Annotated in this window: 20 protein-coding genes; 2 read left to right on the forward strand and 18 right to left on the reverse strand. The window is 48.0% G+C overall.

Translation table 11 applies throughout. The annotated features are described in order from the left end of the window. Window positions 1–5 precede the first annotated feature (5 nt). The 9 genes from metA to T325_RS04795 form a co-directional block, all read right to left on the reverse strand. On the reverse strand, window positions 6–923 hold the full coding sequence (gene metA / locus T325_RS04755; RefSeq protein WP_036910935.1) for a homoserine O-acetyltransferase MetA: 918 nt from the start codon (window positions 921–923) through the stop codon (window positions 6–8). A 14-nt stretch (window positions 924–937) separates the two neighbouring features. Beyond that, the gene (locus T325_RS04760) at window positions 938–1,618 is read right to left on the reverse strand and encodes a PP2C family protein-serine/threonine phosphatase (protein WP_177172076.1); all 681 of its coding nucleotides are present in this window, start codon (window positions 1,616–1,618) and stop codon (window positions 938–940) included. A gap of 69 nt (window positions 1,619–1,687) precedes the next feature. Further along, window positions 1,688–2,248, reverse strand: a complete 561-nt coding sequence (locus T325_RS04765; RefSeq protein WP_036910939.1) for an FHA domain-containing protein — start codon at window positions 2,246–2,248, stop codon at window positions 1,688–1,690. Between the two features lie 10 nt (window positions 2,249–2,258). Beyond that, complete coding sequence (locus T325_RS04770; RefSeq protein ID WP_036910940.1) at window positions 2,259–5,564, reverse strand: AAA family ATPase; 3,306 nt, start codon at window positions 5,562–5,564, stop codon at window positions 2,259–2,261. Then, a complete protein-coding gene (locus T325_RS04775; RefSeq protein ID WP_081911048.1) occupies window positions 5,564–8,575 on the reverse strand; it encodes a serine/threonine protein kinase in 3,012 nt (1,003 codons plus the stop codon). Before T325_RS04775 ends, T325_RS04770 begins: the two co-directional genes overlap by 1 nt. After that, on the reverse strand, window positions 8,575–9,513 hold the full coding sequence (locus T325_RS04780; protein ID WP_036910944.1) for a zinc ribbon domain-containing protein: 939 nt from the start codon (window positions 9,511–9,513) through the stop codon (window positions 8,575–8,577). Before T325_RS04780 ends, T325_RS04775 begins: the two co-directional genes overlap by 1 nt. A 122-nt stretch (window positions 9,514–9,635) precedes the next feature. Then, window positions 9,636–11,669, reverse strand: a complete 2,034-nt coding sequence (locus T325_RS04785; protein WP_036910946.1) for a M13 family metallopeptidase — start codon at window positions 11,667–11,669, stop codon at window positions 9,636–9,638. 14 nt (window positions 11,670–11,683) lie between these two features. Next, on the reverse strand, window positions 11,684–13,681 hold the full coding sequence (locus T325_RS04790; RefSeq protein WP_036910948.1) for an ABC-F family ATP-binding cassette domain-containing protein: 1,998 nt from the start codon (window positions 13,679–13,681) through the stop codon (window positions 11,684–11,686). Further along, entirely contained in the window at window positions 13,678–14,298 is a 621-nt protein-coding gene (locus tag T325_RS04795; protein WP_036910950.1) for a LolA-like putative outer membrane lipoprotein chaperone, read from the reverse strand. Before T325_RS04795 ends, T325_RS04790 begins: the two co-directional genes overlap by 4 nt. 87 nt (window positions 14,299–14,385) lie before the next feature. Between T325_RS04795 and T325_RS04800 the strand changes: the two genes are divergently transcribed. Next, window positions 14,386–16,557 carry a Tex family protein gene (locus T325_RS04800; RefSeq protein WP_036910952.1) on the forward strand — a complete coding sequence of 724 codons (2,172 nt, stop codon included), beginning with the start codon at window positions 14,386–14,388 and terminating at the stop codon, window positions 16,555–16,557. On the opposite strand, the gene T325_RS04805 is transcribed toward T325_RS04800, so the two are convergent. The 7 genes from T325_RS04805 to panB form a co-directional block, all read right to left on the reverse strand. Further along, a complete protein-coding gene (locus T325_RS04805) occupies window positions 16,554–17,324 on the reverse strand; it encodes a Rossmann-like and DUF2520 domain-containing protein (protein WP_036910954.1) in 771 nt (256 codons plus the stop codon). The two genes, T325_RS04800 and T325_RS04805, sit on opposite strands and share 4 nt — an antisense overlap. Window positions 17,325–17,423: 99 nt before the next feature. Beyond that, a complete protein-coding gene (gene bamE / locus T325_RS12550) occupies window positions 17,424–17,753 on the reverse strand; it encodes an outer membrane protein assembly factor BamE domain-containing protein (protein ID WP_036910956.1) in 330 nt (109 codons plus the stop codon). A gap of 132 nt (window positions 17,754–17,885) precedes the next feature. Continuing rightward, window positions 17,886–18,644, reverse strand: a complete 759-nt coding sequence (locus T325_RS04815; RefSeq protein ID WP_036910957.1) for a type III pantothenate kinase — start codon at window positions 18,642–18,644, stop codon at window positions 17,886–17,888. Between the two features lie 5 nt (window positions 18,645–18,649). Further along, window positions 18,650–19,840, reverse strand: coding sequence for a bifunctional phosphopantothenoylcysteine decarboxylase/phosphopantothenate--cysteine ligase CoaBC (gene coaBC, locus T325_RS04820; RefSeq protein WP_036910958.1), 1,191 nt, complete (start codon window positions 19,838–19,840; stop codon window positions 18,650–18,652). Between the two features lie 23 nt (window positions 19,841–19,863). Next, complete coding sequence (gene panD, locus T325_RS04825) at window positions 19,864–20,253, reverse strand: aspartate 1-decarboxylase (RefSeq protein WP_036910959.1); 390 nt, start codon at window positions 20,251–20,253, stop codon at window positions 19,864–19,866. Between the two features lie 10 nt (window positions 20,254–20,263). Further along, entirely contained in the window at window positions 20,264–21,109 is an 846-nt protein-coding gene (gene panC / locus T325_RS04830; RefSeq protein WP_036910960.1) for a pantoate--beta-alanine ligase, read from the reverse strand. 9 nt (window positions 21,110–21,118) lie between these two features. Continuing rightward, window positions 21,119–21,973, reverse strand: coding sequence for a 3-methyl-2-oxobutanoate hydroxymethyltransferase (gene panB / locus T325_RS04835; RefSeq protein WP_036910961.1), 855 nt, complete (start codon window positions 21,971–21,973; stop codon window positions 21,119–21,121). 208 nt (window positions 21,974–22,181) lie between these two features. Here panB and T325_RS04840 point away from each other — a divergent pair, with 208 nt between their 5' ends. Continuing rightward, complete coding sequence (locus T325_RS04840; RefSeq protein WP_036910963.1) at window positions 22,182–22,874, forward strand: SIMPL domain-containing protein; 693 nt, start codon at window positions 22,182–22,184, stop codon at window positions 22,872–22,874. 237 nt (window positions 22,875–23,111) lie between these two features. Here T325_RS04840 and T325_RS04845 read toward each other — a convergent pair whose 3' ends face one another. Next, complete coding sequence (locus tag T325_RS04845) at window positions 23,112–24,287, reverse strand: MFS transporter (RefSeq protein ID WP_036910965.1); 1,176 nt, start codon at window positions 24,285–24,287, stop codon at window positions 23,112–23,114. Between the two features lie 33 nt (window positions 24,288–24,320). After that, the gene (locus T325_RS04850) at window positions 24,321–24,971 is read right to left on the reverse strand and encodes an HAD family hydrolase (protein ID WP_036910967.1); all 651 of its coding nucleotides are present in this window, start codon (window positions 24,969–24,971) and stop codon (window positions 24,321–24,323) included. Window positions 24,972–24,989: the final 18 nt, after the last annotated feature.

Below are 24,989 nucleotides of genomic sequence, written 5' to 3' on the forward strand. Positions count from 1 at the left end.
TACTGTTATTTAATATCATTAATATTATACGGCGTCTCTTGATAAACGTAATAGTTAATCCAATTGGAATAGAGCAGATTAGCGTGAGCACGCCACGTAACCAATGGCGGATTCTCGGGATTATCGTCCTTATAGTAGTTTTTGGGCAGATCCACATCGTCACGGATACCACGGTCGCGCTTGTACTCATTGTCCAATGTGTTTGGCGCATACTCCAGATGGCCGGTGATAAAGAACTCTCGTCCGTTACGCGCCATCACCATACTGACACCACTCTCGGGCGATTCGGCGAGAAGTGTCAGGTCGGGATTGGCAAGGATATCCTCACGATGAATCTCCGTATGACGGCTATGAGGCATCATAAACACATCGTCGAAGCCACGGAAAATAGGAAGAGGCCGGTCAATAGGCGTCTGAGGGAATATGCCGAACATCTTTTTCTTCAACGGATACTTGGGTATACCATAATAATAATAGAGCCCGGCCTGGGCAGCCCAACAGATATATAAGGTACTGGTGACATGAGTACGAGCCCACGAGAATATGTCGGTTATCTCGTCCCAATAGGTAACATCCTCAAAGTCCATAGTCTCCACCGGTGCTCCGGTTATAATCATTCCGTCGAACTTCTCATTTCGCATCGACTCAAAGTCGCGGTAAAACATCATCATGTGTTCTATCGGCGTATTCTTTGGTGTATGACTCTTCAACTTCATAAAACTGATTTCCAGCTGAAGGGGAGTATTGGAGAGCAGACGAACCAAATCGGTCTCCGTCGTAATCTTCAGTGGCATCAGGTTCAGGATAACAATCCTCAAAGGACGGATGTCCTGTGTGGTTGCCCTGGAATTATCCATCACGAAGATATTCTCATTCTTCAGAATATCAATCGCAGGAAGTCTGTCTGGTAATCTTAATGGCATTTCTTAATCTTTTTTTAAAACTTTACGATACAACAGGAGACATTATCAAGTCCGCCAGCAGCAATTGCAGCATCACACAACCCATTGGCATCAGCTTCTGCAGACATCAACGCTGAGATTTCCTGATCGCTCAGCATGTCGGTAAGACCATCACTGCACAGCATATAGCAATCGCCCTGTATGACGTCGGAAGTCATCCTGACTATATCTATATATGAGGTTGTACACCCTCCACCTATGCAGTTGGTAATCACACTTGAGTGCTTTTCCGTCCCCATGAGATTACTTAACGAGTGGTCGGTAGTCAGTTGAGTCAGTTCATGATCACGGAAACGATATAAACGACTATCACCACAATTCAGCGAATAGTATTCGCCTTCATAAAATGCAAAACCCACCAAAGTTGTACCCATACCTTTGAACTGCTCATCGGCACGTCCCTTTGAGGCCACAAGGTTGTTAATACCATCAAGCCATTCTACTAAGGTCTCATTAAACTCACTCGGGCCGAAGCCTGCTGGAAGGTCATGGTAATAAAACTGAAGATTATGAAGGACGTCGCTGCTGGCTATATCACCCCTGTTATGGCCTCCCATGCCATCGGCAACTGCTACTATATAACGATCCTGATTAGTCAGTTCTACTTGAGTATGGAAAGCGTCATTTCTGACAAAGCGGCTTCCCACAAGTATCATATCTTCATTCTGATGTCTTACACAGCCTATTCTGCTTGCTGCTGTTATCTCTATATTTATCATTCTAATTTATCTGATTATGACCTGCAGATTGATGTTCGCAATGGTGAGCACATCACCATTGTGTAACGACATATCTACATCCGGTTGTATGGTACGCTGATTCAGCTTAGTACCATTAGAGGAATGTTTGTCTGTGATGCACCACCCCGACTCTGCCTTATACTTGAGTTGAGCATGAACGCCCGACACATAGGCTTGCTGTTCAAAGAACTGTGTGTATGGGCCCTTACGTCGGCCGATGATGGCACCATTCATGGCAACTATACGTATATTCAAACTATCATTGGCAAGTGTCAGCACAGGTATACCACCTCGGGGAGCAGCCTCACGCGAGATACTCACTCCTGTGGACATATTCGTCGAGAATCTCGAAGGACCAGCCGACGTCATATCCTGCTTCTGGCTTTGACGGACATCGGCAGATACCATCAAGCCTCCGCAGTGCGTACAGCGTCTGCCGAGCCCAACACGACCACACTGATTACAGAACAGCAATGCCTGTCCGCACTGGTCGCAATAGTGGGAGTCGTCTTCTATCTCTTCTCTACAAGCTGGACAAATGATCATCTTTTATTATTTATAAATCTTCTGGTAATACTATCTGGTATGTTTCTTTTGTAACTTCCTCTGGCGGCATGTGAGACACACGTTCCGAGAGTTTCTGAATGGTTACGTCGAGCAAGTTACGCATCTCACGGGCATTACCCCATGAATCATTCTTGGCGAGTACCATCTTATAGATAGTATCAAGCGCCTTGTACTCTGCTTCTGGTGAGAGTGTATATTGCTCTTTCTGGGCCATATGCTTAAAGATGGCCAGCAATTCGTCTTCATTATAGTCCTCGATGTGCAACTTATGGGTAAAGCGACTGGCCAGACCTGCGTTCATGGCCAGGAACTCATCCATCTTATCCTTATAACCGGCTGCTATGACCACGAACTTACCTCGGTCGTCTTCCATACGTTTCATCAGCGTATCGATGGCCTCTTTGCCATATTGGTCGCCCCCGTCACTCAGTGTATATGCCTCATCGATAAAGAGGATTCCGCCCATTGCCTTATCACACATGTTGTTGACAATCTTTGGCGTCTCGCCCATATACTTACCAACTAAGGTTGCTCGACTGGCTTCAACCACACGGGATGTAGGAAGAATGTCCATCGACTGGAGAATTTCTCCCATCTTACGAGCTATGGATGTCTTACCCGTGCCAGGGTTACCAGTCAGAATAAAGTTCATTGACATCTGTTGGACTTTTCCTGCGCCCATCGCTGCACGCTGCTTCATAAACATGCTCTGTACTGCAAGACGACGAATAGAGTTCTTAACAGAACGCATGCCGATAAACTCATCGAGTTCGTTGAGCACTTCATCCAGTGGACGTACAGCTTCAGTCTGGGCCATTGGCAGGTCGTCCTTTGTCAGACTATACATATCCGTCTCTTGGAAGCCCGGATCATTCATTAACTTGACAAGACGCTGACTCTGACGCTCTACAGCCTCGTTGAATATACGACGTGCCTCACGGGCATTGCCGAAGTTCTTATCACGACGCAGATATAGTTGTTCGAACTGACGGTGAATAGCTGCACGGGTATCATCGTCAATCATGAAGTTCTTGCCATCTGCCAAATGCAGGAATATCTCAGTCAACTCGTCGGGTGTATAGTCATCGAAATGGATGGTCTGTGTGAAACGACTCTTAAGACCTGGATTCGTGTCTATGAAGTCGTGCATCTGATCTGTATAGCCTGCTACGATACAGATGAACTTCCCGCGGTCATCCTCCAGACGCTTCAACAACGTGTCGATAGCCTCAGACCCGAAGGTATCACCATCATTCGACTTCAATGTATAAGCTTCATCGATGAACAGAACACCGCCAAGAGCCTGATCTACCAACTGATTAGTCTTGATAGCAGTTTGTCCCGAATAGCCAGCAACAAGTTTCGCACGATCGGCCTCAACCAGCTGACCACGGGCAACGACACCTAAGGTCTTGAAGATATCTGCCATAATACGTGCTACGGTAGTCTTACCTGTGCCAGGATTACCAGTAAAGACGTAATGTTTGCCTTGGAATGTCTGTGTCTCCCCACGTTTTATCTGTAAATTGAGGAATGCCGTCAGATTGGAAATCTCCTTCTTCACTGATGTCAGTCCTACCAAACCGTCAAGTTTCTTCAGGCAGTCTTCAACATTCACAGACTGCGGAGCCTCATAAGGAACATCCTCCTTGTTAATGGTCATCAGTTCCTCATTAGTCATCGACGAGATGTCTACATTCTGAAGACGCTGGGCCTGCTTCTTACATATCTGATCGAACAGAGTACGCATCGTACGACCATTGGCAAAGTCCTTGTCACGGGAGTTGTACATTTCCGTAATCATCTTACGTGTCAGTTCCTCTGCCTCTGGTGAGAATATATACTTCTTCGCCTTAGCAAATACTTGCATGATCTCGAACAGTTGCTCAGGCGAGTAATCTTTGATATCGAGGAAATAATTGAAACGACTACGGAAACCAGGATTTACACGGAAAAGATTCTCCATCTCTGTACGATAGCCCGCGGCAATAACTATAAACTGACCGCGATCGTCCTCCATACGTTTCATCAGTTTCTCTAATGCCTGAGCACCCTGATTATCACGGTCGCCAGAAGCACTAAGAGGGGCCAACGTATAAGCCTCATCAACAAAAAGGATGCCTCCCTTGGCTTTATCGCAAAGACGGTCTACAACCTTGGGGGTCTCTCCTTGATAAGGACTTACCATCTTGGCACGGTCAACCTCGACAACATGTCCGCTGTCAAGATAGCCAATAGCAGCCAGAATCTCACCCAACTTACGGGCTATGGTCGTCTTGCCCGTTCCAGGATTACCTGTAAGGATGATATGCATCGACATTTTTTCCTGTTCTCCCAGTCCGCGCTCTGCACGCTGCATAGCATTCTGCACAGAGTAAGCCATCTCCTTAACAGCACTTTTCACCTCATCCATTCCAATGAACGAGTCGAGATCCTTCAGTATATCCTCAACGGTACGCTCCTCTGGCACATAGCCCTTGATATCGTCTTTCTCCACTTGTTTGGCATCAGCACCACGACTGATAAACTGTGTGAAGATGTCTTCTGATGTTTTTGTTGCCAGATGACCGTTTCCGAATGTCTCATCCTTAATCTTCACTTGATACTTGAAGAAACGCATCAACTGGTTCTCGGCCTCAGCAGAGAATTCTGTAATACCATACTTCAAACGCAGATTGAGCTTACAGATATCAGTCAATTCCTGATAACCAGGCGTTGGCATGCGGAACGTATATTTAAAGCGGTTGGCAACAGCCGGATTGCTCTCAAGAAAATCTTCCAGTCCCTTTGTCAGACCGGAAATAATTACGATGGGATTATCATCCCACTTGTCCATCTCAACAAACAGTTTGTCGAGCGGATTCACTTGATTGGAGTACTTATCAGGCAACAGTTTCTGCACGTTGTCAAAGAACAGAATGCCATTCTTGGCCTTCTTAATATTCTCGTCCCACTTATCAACAAAGCGCTGATAGTCAACGGCATCTACCATCGTCAGCTTAGGTTTCTCGATAATCTTATGCTGATAAAAATAGTCACGAAGAATATCTGCCAAGGCCGTTTTTCCCGTACCCGTCTCACCTATTACAATAGCATTTACTGAAATACGCACATTGGCTATATCCTTGCGAGAGCGCAAATAGGTATAAGTATCGACAATGGTCTTAAGCTGCTGCTTCACGTCATCGAGCCCTACCAGCTTATCAAGCAAGTCTTGGCTTACAAGTGGCTGGCCGCACCACTTGCAGAACTTAGCTACACTTCTATTTTCTTTATGACAATTCTGACAAACCATTATTCTACGTCTCTTTCTAATTGCTTGATAATCTTAGAGGCACTAATCGTTATGTCGCCAGGATTTTTGACGTTCATAAGACTCGGGCTGAATACTATGAAGTCTATAACGAATATCAGCGCCAGCAGACTCCACAGGATATAATGGAGCACACTTTCACCACTGATAGATCTAACCTGATCGGTCACATCGTTCAATAAACCGAACTTAGAACCCTTGAACCTATACGACTTGGTCTTAAAGGTATAATACAAAGGCTCCAACAGCGTAGACTTAATATCATCATCCAATACCTCTGTAATCAACTTATTATCCGCATTCTGATCGCCACGGAAGTCTGTCAGATGACAGACGAGAATATACACAAGCGTAATGACAACAATAGCCAGATTGAAATAGCCAGGATGCGACTGGCTCATATATTTCAATATAATAATAGGTATGAACGAGGACAAAGCGCCTAACATACCCCAAAGACACGAGAAGACGAAATCATAGCCTCTGAAGTAGGCTCGCGTTCCAACTATAACGGCCGTCATTCCTCCCAAAGGAAGACCAATGCAAAGGAATGAATGGGCCAGGAGGTAATCGGTATGCTTAACGCCGAATATCAGAATAAGAAGTAGCCACAGACCACAGAGTGCATAGAATGTTGTACGCCATATACTCTCTCTGGCTTTGGCACGTACCCAATTATCGCGCACATCTTTTATTCTGTTCGACGTTTCCTCTCTTGCATTAACGAAACGCTTATAATAAGGCTGTGAGGCATCTATTTTCCCAAGAGTCATCAACCACTCCTCTAATGTATGCTCATAGGCATATTCTTCTGAGAATTCACCAAATGGATCTTCATGATAGAATACAGCCATCCATTGGGCAAAAGAGCCATTACGGATTTCATTACGGAACTGTGACGTATTGTTAAGCAAATCAATACTCCTACCATCAACCAACTCCGTTCCGTCGGGCAGCAGATAAGTCGGTGTTACACCAAGAACACGGCAGAAACGGTATAACGCAGTCTTAACATCATAAGCGCCCAAACGTTCACGGTTCTCTTCGCTCTTGAAATCGAAACAGCGATTGTGCTCATTATACATCTCGGTCCATCCATGGAGCTGGGCATAATATGAGAATCGGCCACCGATCTCCGTCATATCCTTCATCTCGTCTTGGAACTCCTTGTCGCTAAGGTATTGGGCATTCTTCAGGCGTTCACGCAACAGCTCGCCCACTTGCATCGGGGTAAATGCACCCTTAAGATCATACGCAGACTCACGATCAAGATTATAAAGCACCTTATAGGCTAAGGCTGAAGAATATGGCTGGTCCTGAGTCATAATGCGCAGACTCTCGCAGGCCATATGATCCTCATGACTGTACATCCATGAGAGCAGGCGACCGTCAGTCAGGCTATGCCAATCGTCTTCCGTCAGAGTCTCGCGTCCGAAGGTCTTAACAATCTCCCTGATAGTAGATGACGGATATTTAGCCATCAACGGTATCTCCGGGTCTATCTCAAAGACCGTTCGCATAATAGCCACATGGATGCTCTTCGGATCCTGACTGGTGAAATAAGAACGGATACGATCTACATCACATTTGGTATGCGACTCCAGATAAAGGAAGAGAGGATCTTTCGGATTAGAAAGCAGCACGCCATATTCTTTCTGATAGCTCAAAAGTGAGATGGCCACGCTGTGTACATCGTCACAGAGATTACCCTTCACATCCTTATAAGGATAAGTAGGTTCCATCATATATATCGCCGACATCAGACCTGCACGCTGATCAACCGGATAACGGTTTACGACGATATCCCTGACAATCGTGCTGAGTTTCTCGTTGCCACATGACTCTAACCACGAGCCAATCTTTCCATTATACAGATAGCCAATAGCCAACTTCTCATTCTCAAGAAGCATCGGCACCAGTTCATGTATATTATCTGCAACCAAGTTCTTATCTGGATCTACGACAAAACTCTTATATTTCAGGAATGGCGATGAGAGATCGACTTTAGGACTTCCACCTTCAAACCACTCTTCTACTTGTTCGTAGCCCCAACGGTTAATCGGATTGACTACCGTCAGTCCTTGGACAATCATTCTGACACGTTCAGGCAACTCATTGATATGCGGCAAGCGGCCTTCGCTTTTCTGACGCATCATCACACGCTCGTTTGAGCTCATCGGGTTCCCACCCAACCAGAGCGCCATCAAGCACATACCTAAAGAATAGAAATCTGCTGCAGGAGATATCTCCACAACACCATCTATCACATCAGTGTACATCTCGGGAGCTGCATAGATTGGTGTACGAGCCTGTGTCGTCTTATATGCCTTTCCGTCTTTCTCTAACATGCTGGAGATACCAAAGTCGCCCAGAACCAGTTCTGTATGCTCTTTATCCCGGAAGAAGAAGTTGCTGGGCTTGATGTCTTTATGCAGAATGTTGCATTCATGACAATAAGCCAGTGCTGCAGCACCTTGCAACGCTATGCGGCGGAACTTGTCGACATCGCCTCCCAACTTGTATTCTGACAAAGTACCGCCACGCAAGTATTCCATCAACTCATAATAGCGATGTTTGCCGTCAACATAGGTTTTACCATAGTCGAATACCCGGACGATCATTTCGAAGTCGAAGTTCAGTACGGCCCGAAGAATATTCTTGTTGACATTGAAATTGGGATAGTAAATCTTCAGCACATATTCCTCACCGTCTTTTTCAACGAGGAATACCTGAGCCTCACCGGAGTTATCGCTCAAGCACTGCAGATTTCTGTATTTAACACCTTTCAGCAAGAAGCTATTGTCATTGATATCTTCCTGTTGTATATACATGTTATCTGCCCTAACCGTTCCGTCTAAGCCTAACGAGGGTGCCGCAGTATTTGTCACACGGATAGTCCCGTCAAGACTTGCAGGGCGGACAGTACCACCAATATCTGTTGATCGTACTGTACTGTCAAGGTTCTCTGGACGTATAGTTCTCTCCGTACTCATCAGATATCGTCTTTTATTTCTTTTCTCGAATTCTTACCCAAGATAATCCACTTACCGCCCATTTGCGGTTTAGCACATCCGCAAGGACTGGAATGAAGGGCATGTTTGAAGTTACACTCCCAAGCCAATCGCATGCCCTGAGGCTTACAGGCCATCGCATAATTGCGCACTTGGGCCGGCTTTGGCTGAGGTGGCTGTGCCATCTGCTCAAGAATCTCAGCAAGTTTGTTAAGGCGTTCTTGCTTTTGGGCTTCATATTCGCCTTGTCCCATACGTTTATGCCGCGGTTCTGGAATAACAAGATTTGTAATTCCTCTGTCTTCAGCCAGAAGTTTCAAGACACGTTCACGCAGTTTGCTGTTCTTCTGGTCACGAAGTACATCACGCTCGGAGCTGTAGGGAGGCGTCATCTCCATCTGCTGGATTTCATTAGCCAGACGTTGCATTTCCTTATACTCCGGCATTTCTCTGACTTTCTCCATCATCTGGCGAGCCTCTTCTGTCAATGGCGTGCCACACTGTCTACAGAAAGAGAAATCATTCAGCGTACGGCAAACAGGACAAACAATGCCACCGCGAGGGCTACCACATTCAGGACAGAAAGCCTCCTGACCTGTAAGAGGGGCGCCACAGAAGGAGCAGACATCTGTTCGGATATAGTGTCGGCAGGTTTCACAGAAATCAGCGTCAGGATCAACGGGGGCACCGCAATTCGGGCAAGTGGACTTACCGATTGGATTTCCGCAAGATGCACAAAAAAGAGCTTCAGGTTCATTGATAGTACCACAATGCGGGCACTGAACGCCATTGGCAGTATTCATCTGCACGGCTTGTTGGGTCAAAGGTTCTTCCGTATATTCTCTGGCCAACTCCTCTCGCTGGAGCTGCTGAGAGCTACGGTTTGTTAGTTCTGGGTTTTGTGTAATATCATCAAACATAATTAAACATGTGATTTATCTGCAAAAGCTAGGTGCAAAAGTAAACAAAAAAACTTAATAAACAAAAAAAACCGCCGTAAATTTACATTTACGACGGCATTTTTATCGTTTTAAACGTTAAATTACCACAATTCCAAGCGCTCCGACTTAGGGATAAACATTTTATCACCTTCTTTTACATCGAAGGCTTCATACCATGCATCGATATGGGGAAGAGCACCGTTTACACGCCAGCGTCCCAATGAGTGAGGATCACTCTTCGTACGGTTACGGATTTCCTCGTCGGTAATATTACCAGCCCACACGCCAGCATAGGCGTGGAAAAAACGCTGATCGGCTGTCAGGCCTTCTTTCTCTTCCAGAGGTTCACGCTTTGTAGCATTTTTATAGGCTGCCCAAGCAACCTGCAGACCGCCATGATCGGCCAGATTCTCACCCAGCGTCAGACGTCCGTTGCCAAACAAGCCTGGCAGCACTTCAATCTTAGAGAAGAAATCAGCATACTTATCAGTACGTTCTGTAAAATTCTTTCCATCACTATCCGTCCACCAGTCGTGCATGTTTCCATCCTTATCGAAACGACGGCCCTGATCATCGAATCCGTGAGTCATCTCATGACCAATCACTACACCGATAGCACCATAGTTAAACGCATCGTCTGCATTCATATCGAAGAAAGGATACTGAAGAATTCCTGCAGGGAAACAGATCTCGTTGGTGGTAGGATTATAGTAGGCATTTACCGTCTGAGGCGTCATATGCCAGTCATCACGGTCTACTGGTTTTCCTACACGATGATTGATACTCCACTCATTCCAGAACTTGGCACACGCCTGCATGTTTTCGTAATAAGATTTTGCAGGATCAATCTCTAGTTTCGAGAGGTCTGTCCATTTGTCTGGATAACCAACTTTTACATAAAATGAATTCAACTTCAGCAGGGCATTCACCTTGGTGGAATCGTCCATCCAGTCCTGAGCAGCGATGCGCTCTCCAAGGGCTATCTGAAGATTCTTCACTAATGTCACCATGCGCTTCTTAGCTGCCTCAGGGAAGTATTTCTCTGAGTAAATCTTACCCAGCGCTTCACCCATCACACGTTCTACCTGAGAAGTACTGCGTTTCCAAAGCGGGTGGTTTTCCTTACGACCTGAACGAATCTTACCGTTGAAGTCGAAACTCTCAGCTACAGTAGCATCGCTCAAATAATTGGCAGCTTCAGAGATGAGTCCCCACTCCATCACGTCACGATATTCAGCGGGTTTGATAGAACCAACAAGTTTGTTGGCACCCTCAAGGAAAGCAGGCTGTCCCACAACCATCTCTTGCAGATACTTAGCGTCTATCCCCTGAGCGCTCATCACCCTCACCAGAGGAAGGTTAGGATACTTGGTTTCAAACTCTTTCAGCGTCATCTTGTTGTAGTTAGCCTCAGGATCGCGCAGTTCTGTGCGGCTCTTGCTTACCTTGGCCAACTCTGTCTCAACCTTCATGACATTCTGCATCTTCTTGGTTGCTGCACTCTTACTAAAGCCAAAAAGCTGGAACATCTTGACAATGTGCTTCTTAAAAGCTTCACGGATATCCGCTGTAGGCTTATCGTTTTCAAGATAGTACTCTTTCTGACCCAAGGAGAGCCCACCCTGATAAACGTTCAGAATATTCTGTGTGGCATTCTTATCATCGGCACCGAAACCACAGAAGAAGAACTCCTGTTCTCCGTAGGGAGCCAGTTCCAACTGAATGTCGAGCAGCTGCTTGGTGGTCTTGGCTGCCTCGAGCTTCTTGATCAGCGGCATCAGAGGAGCCACGCCCTCATTGTTACGACGCGTAGAGTCCATTGCCAGCTTATAAAGATCGCTGAGCTTCTGCTCTATAGTTCCCTTTTCGTAGCTGTTGCTCAGAAGCTCTGCGAGAATAGCGTTAATACGCTTGTCGTTATCCTCCTGCAGGCGGTCGAAGCTGCCATAACGAGAATAAGCAGCGGGAAGCGGATTACTCTTCATCCATCCACCACATGCATACTGATAGAAATCATCACCAGGACGCGCGCTGGTATCGAAATCGGCTTTGTTCAACCCCGATCCGAGCGGTGCCTGTGCCATTGTCATCAAAGACATTGATGCCATTGCCATCATTGTTACAATTTTTTTCATAAATCTATTGTTAGTTAATATTGGGTTATCTCTTCTAAGGTTTCGCTGAGTTTCTCCCAGCATTCTACCTCTTCATCGAGACATTTCTTTGTCGAAGTATATTCTGTGACGAGGGTCATATCAGAAGCATTCTCAGGAACCATCAGCAAGTCGTCGAGCTCTTTCAGCCTCTGTTCCAGTTTCTCAATTTTCTTTTCCGACTCCTTAACGGCCTTCTCGGCACGGTTCTTCTGTTTCTGACGCTCCTTATGCTCTGCATAACTGAGGGCTTTGGATATTGTTTCCTGAGAGTTCCCATGGGGGGAACTGGGAGTTCCCACGGTGGAAACTGTTGGTTTCCCCGTAGGAAAACTGCCGTTTCCTTGCTGAGCACTATTCGAATCCTTGCCCAACTCGTTCAGTTCGCTGATTTTCTTGGTACGGAGGAAGTCGTAGATTCCACCCAGGTGTTCCCTCACCTTACCGTCACCAAACTCATAGACCTTCGTTACCAGACCATCTAGGAACTCACGGTCGTGACTCACGATAATAGCTGTACCATCGAAAGCCTTGATGGCCTCTTTCAACACATCCTTAGAAGGCATATCGAGATGGTTGGTAGGCTCGTCGAGAATCAGCAGGTTTACTGGTTCCAAAAGCAGACGAATCATCGCCAAACGGCTACGTTCGCCACCGCTAAGCACTTTTACTTTCTTATCCGATTCCTCGCCACCAAACATGAAGGCGCCAAGGATATCATTGATGCGCAGACGGATCTCGCCCTTCGCCACATGATCTATCGTTTGGAATACCGTCAGGCTCTCGTCAAGCAACTGAGCCTGATTCTGGGCAAAGTAACCTATCTGGATATTATGCCCAATCTTCAGTTCGCCCGTATAGGGAATCTCGCCCATGATACACTTCACGAGCGTAGACTTTCCTTCGCCGTTCTTACCCACGAAAGCAACTTTCTCGCCCCGCTTGATGGTGAGCGACACATGATCGAAAACGGTATGTGCCCCATAGTCTTTCCTCACTTCGTCGCAGATAACGGGATAGTCGCCACTACGCAAGCAAGGTGGAAACTTCAGATGCATAGCCGAATTGTCGACTTCGTCAATCTCGATAGGTACGATTTTCTCCAGCTGTTTGATTTTCTGCTGTACCTGTACAGCTTTCGTGGCCTGATAGCGGAAACGCTCAATGAAGGCTTTCATCTCAGCTACTTCCTTCTGCTGGTTTTCGTAGGCTCTGATCTGCTGTTCGCGACGCTCCTTGCGAAGCACCACATACTCGTTGTATTTCACTTTATAGTCGATCACACGACCACATGAGATTTCAAGTGTGCGATTCGATACATTATTAATAAAGGCCCTATCATGACTCACCAGCACGACGGCACTCGACGACTGCGACAAGAACTGCTCCAGCCATTGTATCGACTCGATATCCAAATGGTTGGTGGGCTCGTCGAGCAACAGCACATCGGGTTTCTGCAACAGGATCTTCGCCAGCTCGATACGCATGCGCCAACCACCAGAGAACTCCGAGGTAGGACGATCGAAATCCGAGCGAAGGAAGCCAAGTCCTGTGAGCGTACGCTCCAACTCAGCCTCACGACTCTCAGCCCCCATCATCATATAACACTCATGTTCCGTGGTATATTTCTCTATCAGTGCCAGATAGCTCTCGCTCTCATAGTCGGTACGTTCAGCCAGCTGTCTGTTCATCTCATCCAGACGCTGCTTCATCCTGGTGATGTCGGCAAACGCCTTCTGTGCTTCCTCGCGCACCGTTGTATCGTCCTGCAGAATCATCACCTGAGGCAGGTAGCCTATTCTACAGTCGTTGGGCACACTGATATTACCTGCCGTAGGTTTCTGTTGTCCGCTTATTATCTTCAGCATCGTCGACTTGCCCGCACCGTTCTTACCCACAAGGGCAATACGGTCGCGGTCGTTGATGACAAAACTTGCATCAACGAACAATGGCTTGACGCCGAATTCCACTTTCAGTCCTTCTACCGAAATCATCGCTTATCTACAAACTTATAACTCTTATATTTCTCACTCGGGAACCGCAACATATCGTCTGTGATACCACCCGACTTAAAATCCGAAACCATGATAGTCGTCCAGATAAAGGCAATCTTGATACGCAGACGAATCGGATGATAATCCTTCCGTCCTACCAGCGCATGGATTTCCTTCATGCCCTTCTTTCCTTTCTTCACCTTGAGAGTCAACATTAACCCTTCCGGATCCTCTGCAATACTATAATTGTAGTTCTCGGGCTCAAACTTGAATTTCTGAGAATACTTGTCCGACTTATTATTCTTGGCACTATGTATCTCTACCTCATGTTTTTTGCGTTTAATGGTATATACCGTCGTGCCGTCATTCCACGAGTTCATCTTGGCATCCTCAAACTTACTCTTCTTGCCCTTATACCAAATAGTGCCGTCAGTTTTGTAGATACCAGTAATGTTCACATCGTAGTGAAGACTGGCGCCTTGCTCTCCAAACACCTGGGCATAGGCCGAATTGAATATGCGTCGTGCCTGACGTGCATTAGCCGACTCCTCAGCACACACATCCTGAAACGATACTATCAGCATCAGGCACCAGAGAATTCTTAATTTTACTTTCATTTTGTTGTTTTCGAACTGCAAAATTACTAATTTCTCATTTAAATTCATTATTTTTGCACACAAATTAACGATTTAATAGACTCTCTTATGGAAAAGAATATCTTCGCACAACTCATTGCCAGCACCTTGAATCTTCAGGAACGGGCCGTTGCCGCTACACTCGCTTTGCTCGAAGAAGGCTGCACCATTCCTTTCATCTCACGTTATCGCAAGGAGCGAACGGGCGGACTCGACGAAGTGCAGATAGCCGCCATCAGCGACCGTTACGAGAAACTTCAGGAGATTCAAAAGCGTAAGGACACCGTTGTTAAGACTATCACCGACCTCGACAAGATGACAGCCGAATTAGAGAAGCGCATCCGCGACTGTTGGAATGCCACTGAACTCGAAGATATATATCTGCCCTATAAACCCAAGCGGCGGACACGCGCCCAGGTGGCACGCGAACAAGGGCTTGAGCCGTTGGCTCAGATCCTGCTGTTACAAAGAGAGCGCGATCCTGAACGAGCTGCAGAGCGCTTCATCAAAGGAGATGTCAAGGATACCGACTCTGCCTTGAAGGGCGCTCAGGACATCATTGCCGAGACCGTGAGCGAAGATGAGCGTTCGCGCCAGCAACTCCGCAACGCCTTCAGTCGCCAGGCCTTCATCACCTCAAAGGTTGTGAAAGCTAAGGCCGACACAGACGAGGCAGCCAAATACAGCGACTATTTCGACTGGGAGGAGCCATTGAAACGTTGTTCTTCCCACCGACTGCTGGCTATGCGCCGAGGTGAAAACGAGGGGATTCTCCGCATCAGCATCTCGCCCGACGACGAGGAAGCCGTAGAACGTCTGAAGCGTCATTATGTATATGGAAACACACTTTGCGGACGACTGGTGGCAGAGGCCATCGACGACGGTTACAAACGATTGCTCAAACCAGCCATCGAGACAGAGTTCTCAACTCTCAGCAAGGAGAAGGCCGATGATGAAGCTATCCGTGTGTTTGCCGAGAACCTACGTCAGCTGCTACTGGGAGCGCCATTGGGGCAGAAGCGTGTAATGGGGGTCGACCCAGGTTTCCGCACAGGTTGCAAGGTGGTTTGTCTAGATGCTCAGGGCAATTTGCTTCACCATGAAGCCATCTTCCCCCACCCACCAATCAACAAACGCACAGAGTCGGCCGTCGCCGTTCTGAAGATGATACAAAAGTACCAGATAGAAGCCATCTCTATCGGTAATGGTACAGCCAGTAGAGAGACCAACGATTTCATCAAAGATGTGCTCGCAGGCCGCTACAACATTGACGCAAAGAATAATGCCGAGACGCCAACACCGCAGGTTTTTACCGTCAGCGAAGATGGTGCATCGGTTTATTCTGCTTCGAAGATAGCCCGCGATGAATTCCCTGATGAGGATGTCACCGTTCGCGGTGCCGTTTCGATAGGACGTCGACTGATGGACCCGCTGGCCGAACTGGTGAAGATTGACCCTAAGAGCATCGGTGTAGGTCAATACCAGCACGATGTAGACCAGACGAAACTGAAACACTCACTCGACCAGACCGTAGAGAGTTGTGTGAACCTCGTAGGGGTGAACCTTAACACCGCCTCACAACATCTGCTGATGTATGTGAGCGGGCTTGGTCCTACCCTCGCCAAGAATATTATAGATTTCAGAAAAGACAATGGTGCTTTCACCTCGCGCGCCCAACTGAAAAAAGTACCACGCCTCGGTCCCTCAGCCTATCAGCAGTGTGCAGGTTTCCTGCGCATTCCTGGTGCAAAGAATCCACTCGACAACTCAGCCGTTCATCCCGAAAGTTACGCCATCGTAGAACAGATGGCTAAAGACCAGGGCTGTTCGGTGACCGACCTTATAAATAATAAAGAGAAGCGTGAAGCTATCGATATCCGCCGCTACGTGACGACCGAGGTGGGTATCCCCACGCTGACCGACATCATGAAAGAGTTGGAAAAACCAGGCCGCGATCCGCGTGAGCAACTTGAGGAGTTTGAATTCGACAAGAATGTCAACACCATCGACGATTTGGTGGAGGGAATGATTCTGCCAGGCATCGTGACCAACATCACCAACTTCGGTGCCTTTGTCGACATTGGTGTCCATCAGGACGGACTGATACATATCTCACAGATGGCCAACCGCCGCATAGCCCACCCTACTGACGTGGTGAAACTACATCAGCATCTCAAGGTGCGGGTCATCGAAGTAGACCGTCGCCGCAAGCGCATTTCGCTTTCTTTAAAGGGAATCTAAGACTTAGAGTCTTCGTGAATGCTTTCGGCCATCAAACGATAAATCTCGCGAGTACGCTCGTCGGGCAGCATATCCATCTGCATCTCCATTACGCTCAGGTCATAGCGCACCATAGGCCCTGTCTGCGCCGCCTTAGGCGACATAACCGACACCTTGCGTGCTGTTTCAGCTATCAAAGGTAAAAAAAGACAAAAGTCAATCTGCTCGGATTCGAGTACACGCTCTGCCAGACGATAGCAATGGTTTGTCAGATTACAGGCCAGCACCGCTGCCAAGTGCATCTTCTTGCGCTTCGCCGAATCACAATCCACCACGTGGTCGGAGACGCTCTCCGCAAGTGAACGAATCACAGCAAGTTCTTCACAGCCAGAAGCCTCTATAAAACAAGGGATTTCACGGAAACCGACCCTGTGGCTCTTCGAGAATGTCTGCATAGGATAGAGCACTCCATAGTGGAATGCCTTACCTTTTAGAACATCCATCCCGATGCTGCCAGCCGTATGAACCACGATAGCATTCTTCGCCCGTTTGCCTACTGCCTCAGCCAAACTTCCAATGGCATCGTCCTTAACCGATATGATGTATATTTCGGCCTCAGCGCTTATTTGGCTGATATCGGTGGTATACCTGCACCCTAACTTTGCCGCCAATTCGCTGGCATGTGCCTCTGTACGGCTATATATTTGGCCGATGTGGTGGCCTGCTTCGCTCAAGGCAAGCGAAAGCTGCGTAGCCAGATTGCCAGAACCAATGATAACTATCTCCATTATGCATTTCTGTTTTATCCGCTGCAAAGGTACAAAAAATTATTGTCCCAATTGTCCTAATTGTCACAAATCGTTGTGGAACGCACGAGGAAAGTCTGTTTATTCTTTGTTTGAATCAGGCTGGGGCAACCTCGGATGAACCTTACGAACCTCGCGGAATGAATCCATCGCAACAACCCGGCCGTTGTAAAATGTCAACACCACAACGTCGTAATCATCATTGTTCAGCAGAGACCGATACTCCCATTCATCCCGTCCCTCGGCAAACCTGCGATAACTAGGTTTACCCATCAAGGCCGTCACCTCTTGTTTGGTCATGCCATACTCAATGCTGGCAGCTTTATCGGCTACGGTTGAAAACATTGATGCACACGAACTGAGCGATAACGCAACGATGGCTACCAAAGCCGCATTTCTTATTTTCTTCATAATTCTAAATTTTAAAATAGATACTGCAAAGATACATATTGAAAACAAGAAACAAGCAGATAAATCCCTACGATTCGATAGGGAAATCCCCATTATTCAAATACAGAGCAACATCGTAGGCAGAAAAGTCTTCTATTTGCTTTGAAACAGGCCTTTGAACAGCAGATAGGGATCGATGATGATATTGTGGTGGCAATGGGGAACAATGGTTTTAGCCATACCACCTGTAGCAACGATATGAGGCTCTACACAAAAAGTTGGCAGAAGCTTGTCGATAAGACCGTCTATCATAGCAGCCGTACCATAGAGAATGCCGCTTTGCATGCACTCAAGAGTATTGCGCCCAACAAGGTGAGCTGGTTTTTCGATGGTGATGGCAGGCAGTTGAGAGGCACGCGTACTGAGGGCACTAAGGGAAGTCTTAACACCAGGAATAATGAGTCCGCCACGGAAGCACCTGTTTTCGTCGACTACGCCAATGGTGGTGGCTGTACCAAAATCAATGATGATAGCGGGTGCGCCATAACAACTAACGGCTCCTAAGGCATCGGCCAGACGGTCTTTACCCAACTGGGCTGGCGACTCCACATCGATGCCGACAACCTCCTTAGCATCGGCAATAGTAAAGAAATGGGGCTGTATGCCCGTCAGGTCGACCACGGCCTGAGCAATATCATCGTTCACCTCGGGAACAACCGACGAGATGATAACATTCTCGATATCAGCCGCCTCTACGCTATACTTGCGCAGGCCCTGACGAAGCTCATAGCGGAAAAAACTAGCAGTCTCTTCTTTCTTGGTCTTGAATCGCCAAGTAGACGAGATATTACCCTGTTCATCAGCCAAAGCGATGACAATGGTAGAATTGCCGATATCGATGAGAATACGCATATCTTCTAAGAAAGAGTTATGATATGTGAGAGTATCTGGTCGGCAGTGTTCTCTTTCGAACAGAACGGAAGTTCCTTAATGCCATCAGATGTGACAAGTGTCACCTGATTCGTATCAACGCCGAACCCCGTTTTCTCGCTGGCGATAGAGTTGGCACAAATCATGTCGGCATGTTTCTTCGTGAGTTTAGCACGCGAATTGTCTATCAGATTCTCTGTCTCCATCGAGAAACCTACCAGCAACTGTCCCTTGCGTTTATGCTCACCCAACCAGCCCAGAATATCCTGCGTACGAGTCAGCGCTATAGACATATCGCCACTGTTCTTCTTCACTTTCTGCTCTGAATAGTCAGCAGGCTTATAGTCGGCTACAGCACTACACATCACAATTATATCCTGCTGGGCACTTCTGGCGGTTACAGCTTCAAACATCTGCTGGGCACTCTTCACGTCGACCTTGTTGATACCAGCGAAGGGCTGAATGCTCACAGGCCCCGAAACAAGCGTCACTTCAGCACCGCGCAAAACTGCCATTTTAGCAATGGCGTAGCCCATCTTACCCGACGAGTGGTTGGTGATGAAGCGCACAGGATCGATGGACTCTTGCGTAGGACCTGCCGTTACAAGAATACGCTTACCTCGCAAATCTTTCTCCTTCGCCAGATGTAATAGAATATGCTCCAGCAGCGTCTCTTCCGAAGGCATCTTACCGCTACCCGTATCGCCACAAGCCAGTCGTCCAACGACGGGCTCTATGATATGATAGCCATGGTGCTTCAGCTTCTGCAGATTGTCTTGCAGTATAGAATTCTCCCACATGCCAGTATTCATAGCTGGAGCAAAGAGCACGGGAGCTTTTGTGGCCATGATGGTAGTGGTGAGCATATCATCGCAGATGCCGCCAGCCACCTTACCGATGACATTTGCCGTACAGGGCGCCACCATAAACAAGTCGCCTCGCTTAGCCAGCGACACATGCTTCACATCGAACGAGAAATTGCGGTCGAAGGTGTCGACGATGCACTTGTTGCTGGTCAGCGTCTCAAAGGTCATCGGCGTGATAAACTTCGTGGCGTTCTCAGTCATAATCACATGCACGTCGGCATTCAGTTTCACCAGCATCGAAGCCAGATTGGCTGTCTTATAGGCCGCAATGCTTCCCGTCACCCCGAGTACGATGGTCTTTCCTGTCAGCATAGTCCTTTAGTCTTTTTTATTTATTACTGTTCAATCAGCAACCCGTGCTTCTCGTAGTTGGCCTTACGAACAATCTTGTTGTCCTCGTCGACAAACAGCACGACGGGTTTGTGTTCACGTGCCTCCTCTGGCGTCATCTGGGCGTATGCCATGATAATCACCTTGTCGCCTACGTTGACGCACTTGGCTGCAGCGCCATTCAGACAGATGATGCCCGAACCCGCCTCGCCTGCGATGGCGTATGTTTCGAAGCGGCTGCCATTGTCAATATCGGCAATAGCCACTTTCTCATATTCCATAATGCCCGACTCAGCCAACAGTTCTGAGTCGATGGTGATGCTACCCACATAATCAAGGTCGGCCTGCTTCACCGTTGCACGGTGTATCTTTGCTTTCAGAAGCGTCAATTCCATTTCGCAGCAATTATATGTTTACAATAAAGTTGTCAATCAGTCGTGTCTTACCGATATACACGGCGATGGCCACCAGCGTCTCGCCCTCGATTCTCGGCGTGCGCTGAATGTTTTCAAAGTCAACGACCTCCACGTAGTCTATACGTGCCAGCGGTTCTGTCTCCAGATTCTCGCGAATAACACCAATCACCTTCTGAGCGTCGCGCTCACCTTTTTCGATAACCTCACGTCCCTTCTTCAGACTCTTCGAGAGAATCAGCGCAGCCTGGCGCTCCTCAGGGTTCAGATAGGTATTGCGGCTCGACTTGGCCAGTCCGTCGGCTTCACGCACGATAGGACAAGGCACAATCTCAAGCGGGAAGTTCAGATCGCGCACAAAACGTTTCACCGTAGCCAACTGCTGAGCGTCCTTCTGTCCGAAGTAAGCGCGGTTGGGCTGAACGATGTTAAAGAGTTTGCCCACCACGGTACATACGCCACGGAAGTGAACTGGGCGGACAGCGCCACAGAGCAGTTCGGTGGTCTCTGTCGTATCGATGAACGATGTGAAGTGTCCTGGGTACATCTCAGCAGGCTCAGGGTTGAAAATCAAGTCACCGCCAGCCTCCTCGACCTTCTCCATGTCGCGGTTCAGGTCACGCGGATAAGCCTCAAGATCTTCATTCGGACCGAACTGAATGGGGTTGACGAACACCGATACCACCGTACGGTCGTTCTCACTTGCCGACTTGCTAATCAGGCTCTGATGGCCCTCGTGCAGAAAACCCATCGTGGGCACCAATCCCACCGTGAGTCCCTCCTGCTTCCAAGCCGAAACAATATCTCTTACTTCTTTTACAGTCTTAACTACTTTCATGGTTTTTCCCTAACTTCTTTTAACTTCTTCAATTTCCGTTTCAAACAATGCCTGCATCACCTCTTCGCTGATAGCATAGGTCTGTCCTGTCTCAGGGAAGCTGCGCTGCTCGCATTCTTGCTTGTACTGCTTGAAAGCCTCAAGCATCACGCTATGCAGATCGGCATATTTCTTCACGAACTTTGGCGTGAATCCATCGGTATAGCCCAGCATATCCTGATAGACTAGCACCTGACCGTCGCAGCCGTTACCGGCACCTATACCGATAGTCAGCGCCTTGGCCTGTTCGGTAATCAGCTTAGCCAGCGTCGCAGGCACACACTCCAGCGTGATGGCAAATGCGCCAGCCTCTTCTACAGCCTGCGCATCCCTGATCAGCTTCTTGGCCTGCTCCAGCGACTTACCCTGCACCTTGTAGCCACCCATAGCGTTTACCGACTGCGGCGTCAGTCCGATATGAGCCACAACGGGTATACCAGCCTGCGTGATGGCCTTGATGCGGTCGGCATACTCCACGCCGCCCTCCAGCTTCACTGCCTGGCAGTTTGTCTCCTTCATAATGCGTCCTGCATTGCGCACAGCATCTTCCACCGATGCCTGATACGACATGAACGGCATATCAACCACCACGAAAGCCTGTCTGGCGCCTCTGACTACAGCCTTACCGTGATGAATCATGTCCTCAACGGTAACAGCCAATGTATTTTCGTAACCCAACATGACGTTACCGAGCGAGTCGCCCACCAATATCATGTCTATTCCCGCCTCGTCGATGGTGCGGGCCGTATTGTAGTCGTAAGCTGTCAGCATGCTTACGGGCTGCTGACCCTTGCGATCCAACAAATCGAAAATAGATTTTCTCATTATCTTTATTAATGGTTATTCTGCAATCTTTTGGGGTGCAAAGGTAGGCTATTATTTTTATATCTACAAATAATAACCCCCTTTTTTTCACTTTTACACCTTTTTAATATACAAATAGGGAATCTGTCATGAAAAATAGGGATTTTCCTATACGTTTCTCATTTTTTATTCTCATCTTTGCAGCGTGAAACTATAAACTTTGAAGCGTATGAAAGAAAATCGTATTATTGCATCTGCCCTGATTGCTGTGGGCATCGTATTCTTAGGATTGTTCATCAAATCCGGCATCGACAATTTTGCCAACAAAGACCGAAAGGTGACGGTAAAGGGACTGGCCGAGCGCGAAGTGCCCGCTGATAAAGTGACGTGGAGCATCGGTACCAAAGTGACAGGCAACGACCTGCCTATGCTTTATGAGAGCATCAATCACCAGACGGACAAGATTAAGAAGTTCTTGCAACAGAACGGCCTCGAGGAGAAAGAGATTACCGTAAACCCACCAACAATCAGCGACCTCGAAGCCCGCGAATGGGGTGACAACCAGAAGAACTTCCGATACATCGTGAACACCACGATTACCGTGGCCACAAACAAGGTGACGGAAGTAAACAAAGCCATCTTCAAACAGGCAGAACTGCTGAAGCAGGGCGTTGCCATCGAAAACAGCAACCCTCAATACGAATATGCCTCATTCCAGCAGATGAAGCCAGAGATGATGGCCGAAGCTATCAAGAACGCACAGAAGACTGCCGAGCAGTTTGCAGAAGCCAGCAAGAGCGAATTAGGGCAGATTCAGACAGCCGGACAGGGACAGTTTGAGATAGAAGACCGCGACCAGAACACGCCGTACATCAAAAAGCTGCGCGTAGTAACCACCATCACCTACTCACTGAAAGACTAAGCGAAAAGGCGCGGAACGATTATAAAATCATTTACACGCAAAACCACGTCAAGGAAGGCTAGGAAACAAGCCACGTGTAAAGCTGAAGTTTACTCCGACTAAAGAAGGGTTTTACTCCGAGTAAAGTCCCACTTTAGTCGGAGTAAAGTGTATGTCTGCCCAAAGGCCATGAATAAGACACTTCTGCAAACATCAGAAATAAAGATGAATATTGTTTACTTTTCGTCCACACGCCCTTTAACGGTTCTTATGGGTGCAGAACCAGTTGTGCGTGAAGTTGTAGAGAACGAGGGCGACGACGAAGAGTACAAGCGACGTGACAAACGCACGATCAGAATCGCCATAGAACAAAGCATAGCCAAGACCCAGCCCCCAGGCAATACCACTCTCCCATCCCAACAGGAAAGTGCTCTGCGACGTGCCGCGCTGGCAATGACGGCTGAGCTTGATAAAACAGAGCAGAAAGCGCGAGCCAATAAGTCCCAAGCCGAAACCCACAAAGGCGGGAGCAGCATAGAATACAATCTGCTGCGTGCGCGTAATCAGCATGAGCAGGGCGGCTATCATTAGAATAAGCCCCGAAACGACCTCGCTCTTGACCTCAGCATTGCGGAACACAAAACGCTGCGACAACAGGGCTGCCAAGAAACCAACCATCATCATGGCATAGAACATCTCGGATAGAACTACCGAGAAAAGTATGCCAACTGCCAGCATAATGAGCTGGAGATTGACGAAGAGCGGGAATCCGTGAGGCAGAAAGAAGCGGTCGAGACTAACGGTAGGAACATCGTCTTGAGGCGCACGGAAGGGGAAGTGAACCATCATGATGAGCAGAACGGCTACTGCCGCACACCCCACAGCCGAGAGCAGTACGATGCTGAAGCCCATCAGTCGGTCGAGAAGCAGGCCCGTCATAGGTCCCAGCGACAAGGCGAAACGCGAGAACCAGGCTGCCGAGTGGTTAGCCTCCGTGCGCTGGAACGACTCGCTTGTATCGATAATCAACGTGCTGGTAAGCACCATCTGCGCCAGACCGAACACGGCTCCAAGGGCGAAACGCTGGATAACGATGAACTGGAAATCGCAGGACTGGAAACGCTGTTCGTTGAGATAGTATAACAAAGCTGTCAAAGCGCCTACGGCAATAACCGCCCAGATGCAGACCACGTTGCGGCGGAAATGCTGCACAAGGAACGATACGAACATACCCAGCAAGAACAACCCAAGACCGAAAGCGCCCATAGCGACACCAATCTCCATCGGCGAGAGGTGCTGCGTGGAGAGCAGCCAGCGGGGCAAGGTGGGTACGAGGATATAGACTGACATAGCCAACAGGAAATTAGCTATGGCCATCAACCAGAATTCACGATGCCACAAACGGATATGTACGGGAGTGCTTTGACTGTTCATTACTTCCTGATTAAAGTTTATCGCTTGACGGGGTTATAGTTTTGAGCATAGAGTTGTAAAGTCTACGTTCTCATAATCGCTTATCTGTATGTCGGAATAGGGAGCAATAGCCTCGACTGCGTTCGTAGTAGCAAGACCAACCACACGCATGCCAGCCGCCCGACCAGACTTCAGGCCGTTGAAGCTGTCCTCGAAGACGACGCAATCCTCAGGCTTCAAGCCGAAACGCTCAGCAGCCGTCAGATAGCAGTCGGGATGGGGCTTGCTGCGCGAGAAGTCCTCGGAAGTGAGGATAGCGTCGAAAAGCTCACGGAAACGGGGCTGATGACGATAGACGCTCTCCATCTTGGGGATATTAGAGCTGGTGACCACAGCCGTCTTGACACCATGATTGTGCAAGTCGGCTATCAAGGCTTCGAGCCCTGCGATATAGTCAAAATGCATCTGCTGCTCGAACGCATCGAGACGGGCGGTGATAGAGGAGCGCTGCTGCTCCAAGGGGCCGCTGAACCAGCGGTCGTATATCTGTGTGAGTGTAGAACCTTTGATCTCGTGCTCCAGTCCCGGATGCTCAGGGTGATACTCACGACATATCATACCCCAGAAAACACTATACTGGGGCTCGGTGTCGAATACCACACCATCAAGGTCGAACAAGGCTGCTTTGAAATCTCTTTCTTGCATATTTTGTGAATTTGGGTG

This window comes from Prevotella sp. FD3004 (assembly GCF_000746155.1).
Classification (GTDB): domain Bacteria; phylum Bacteroidota; class Bacteroidia; order Bacteroidales; family Bacteroidaceae; genus Prevotella.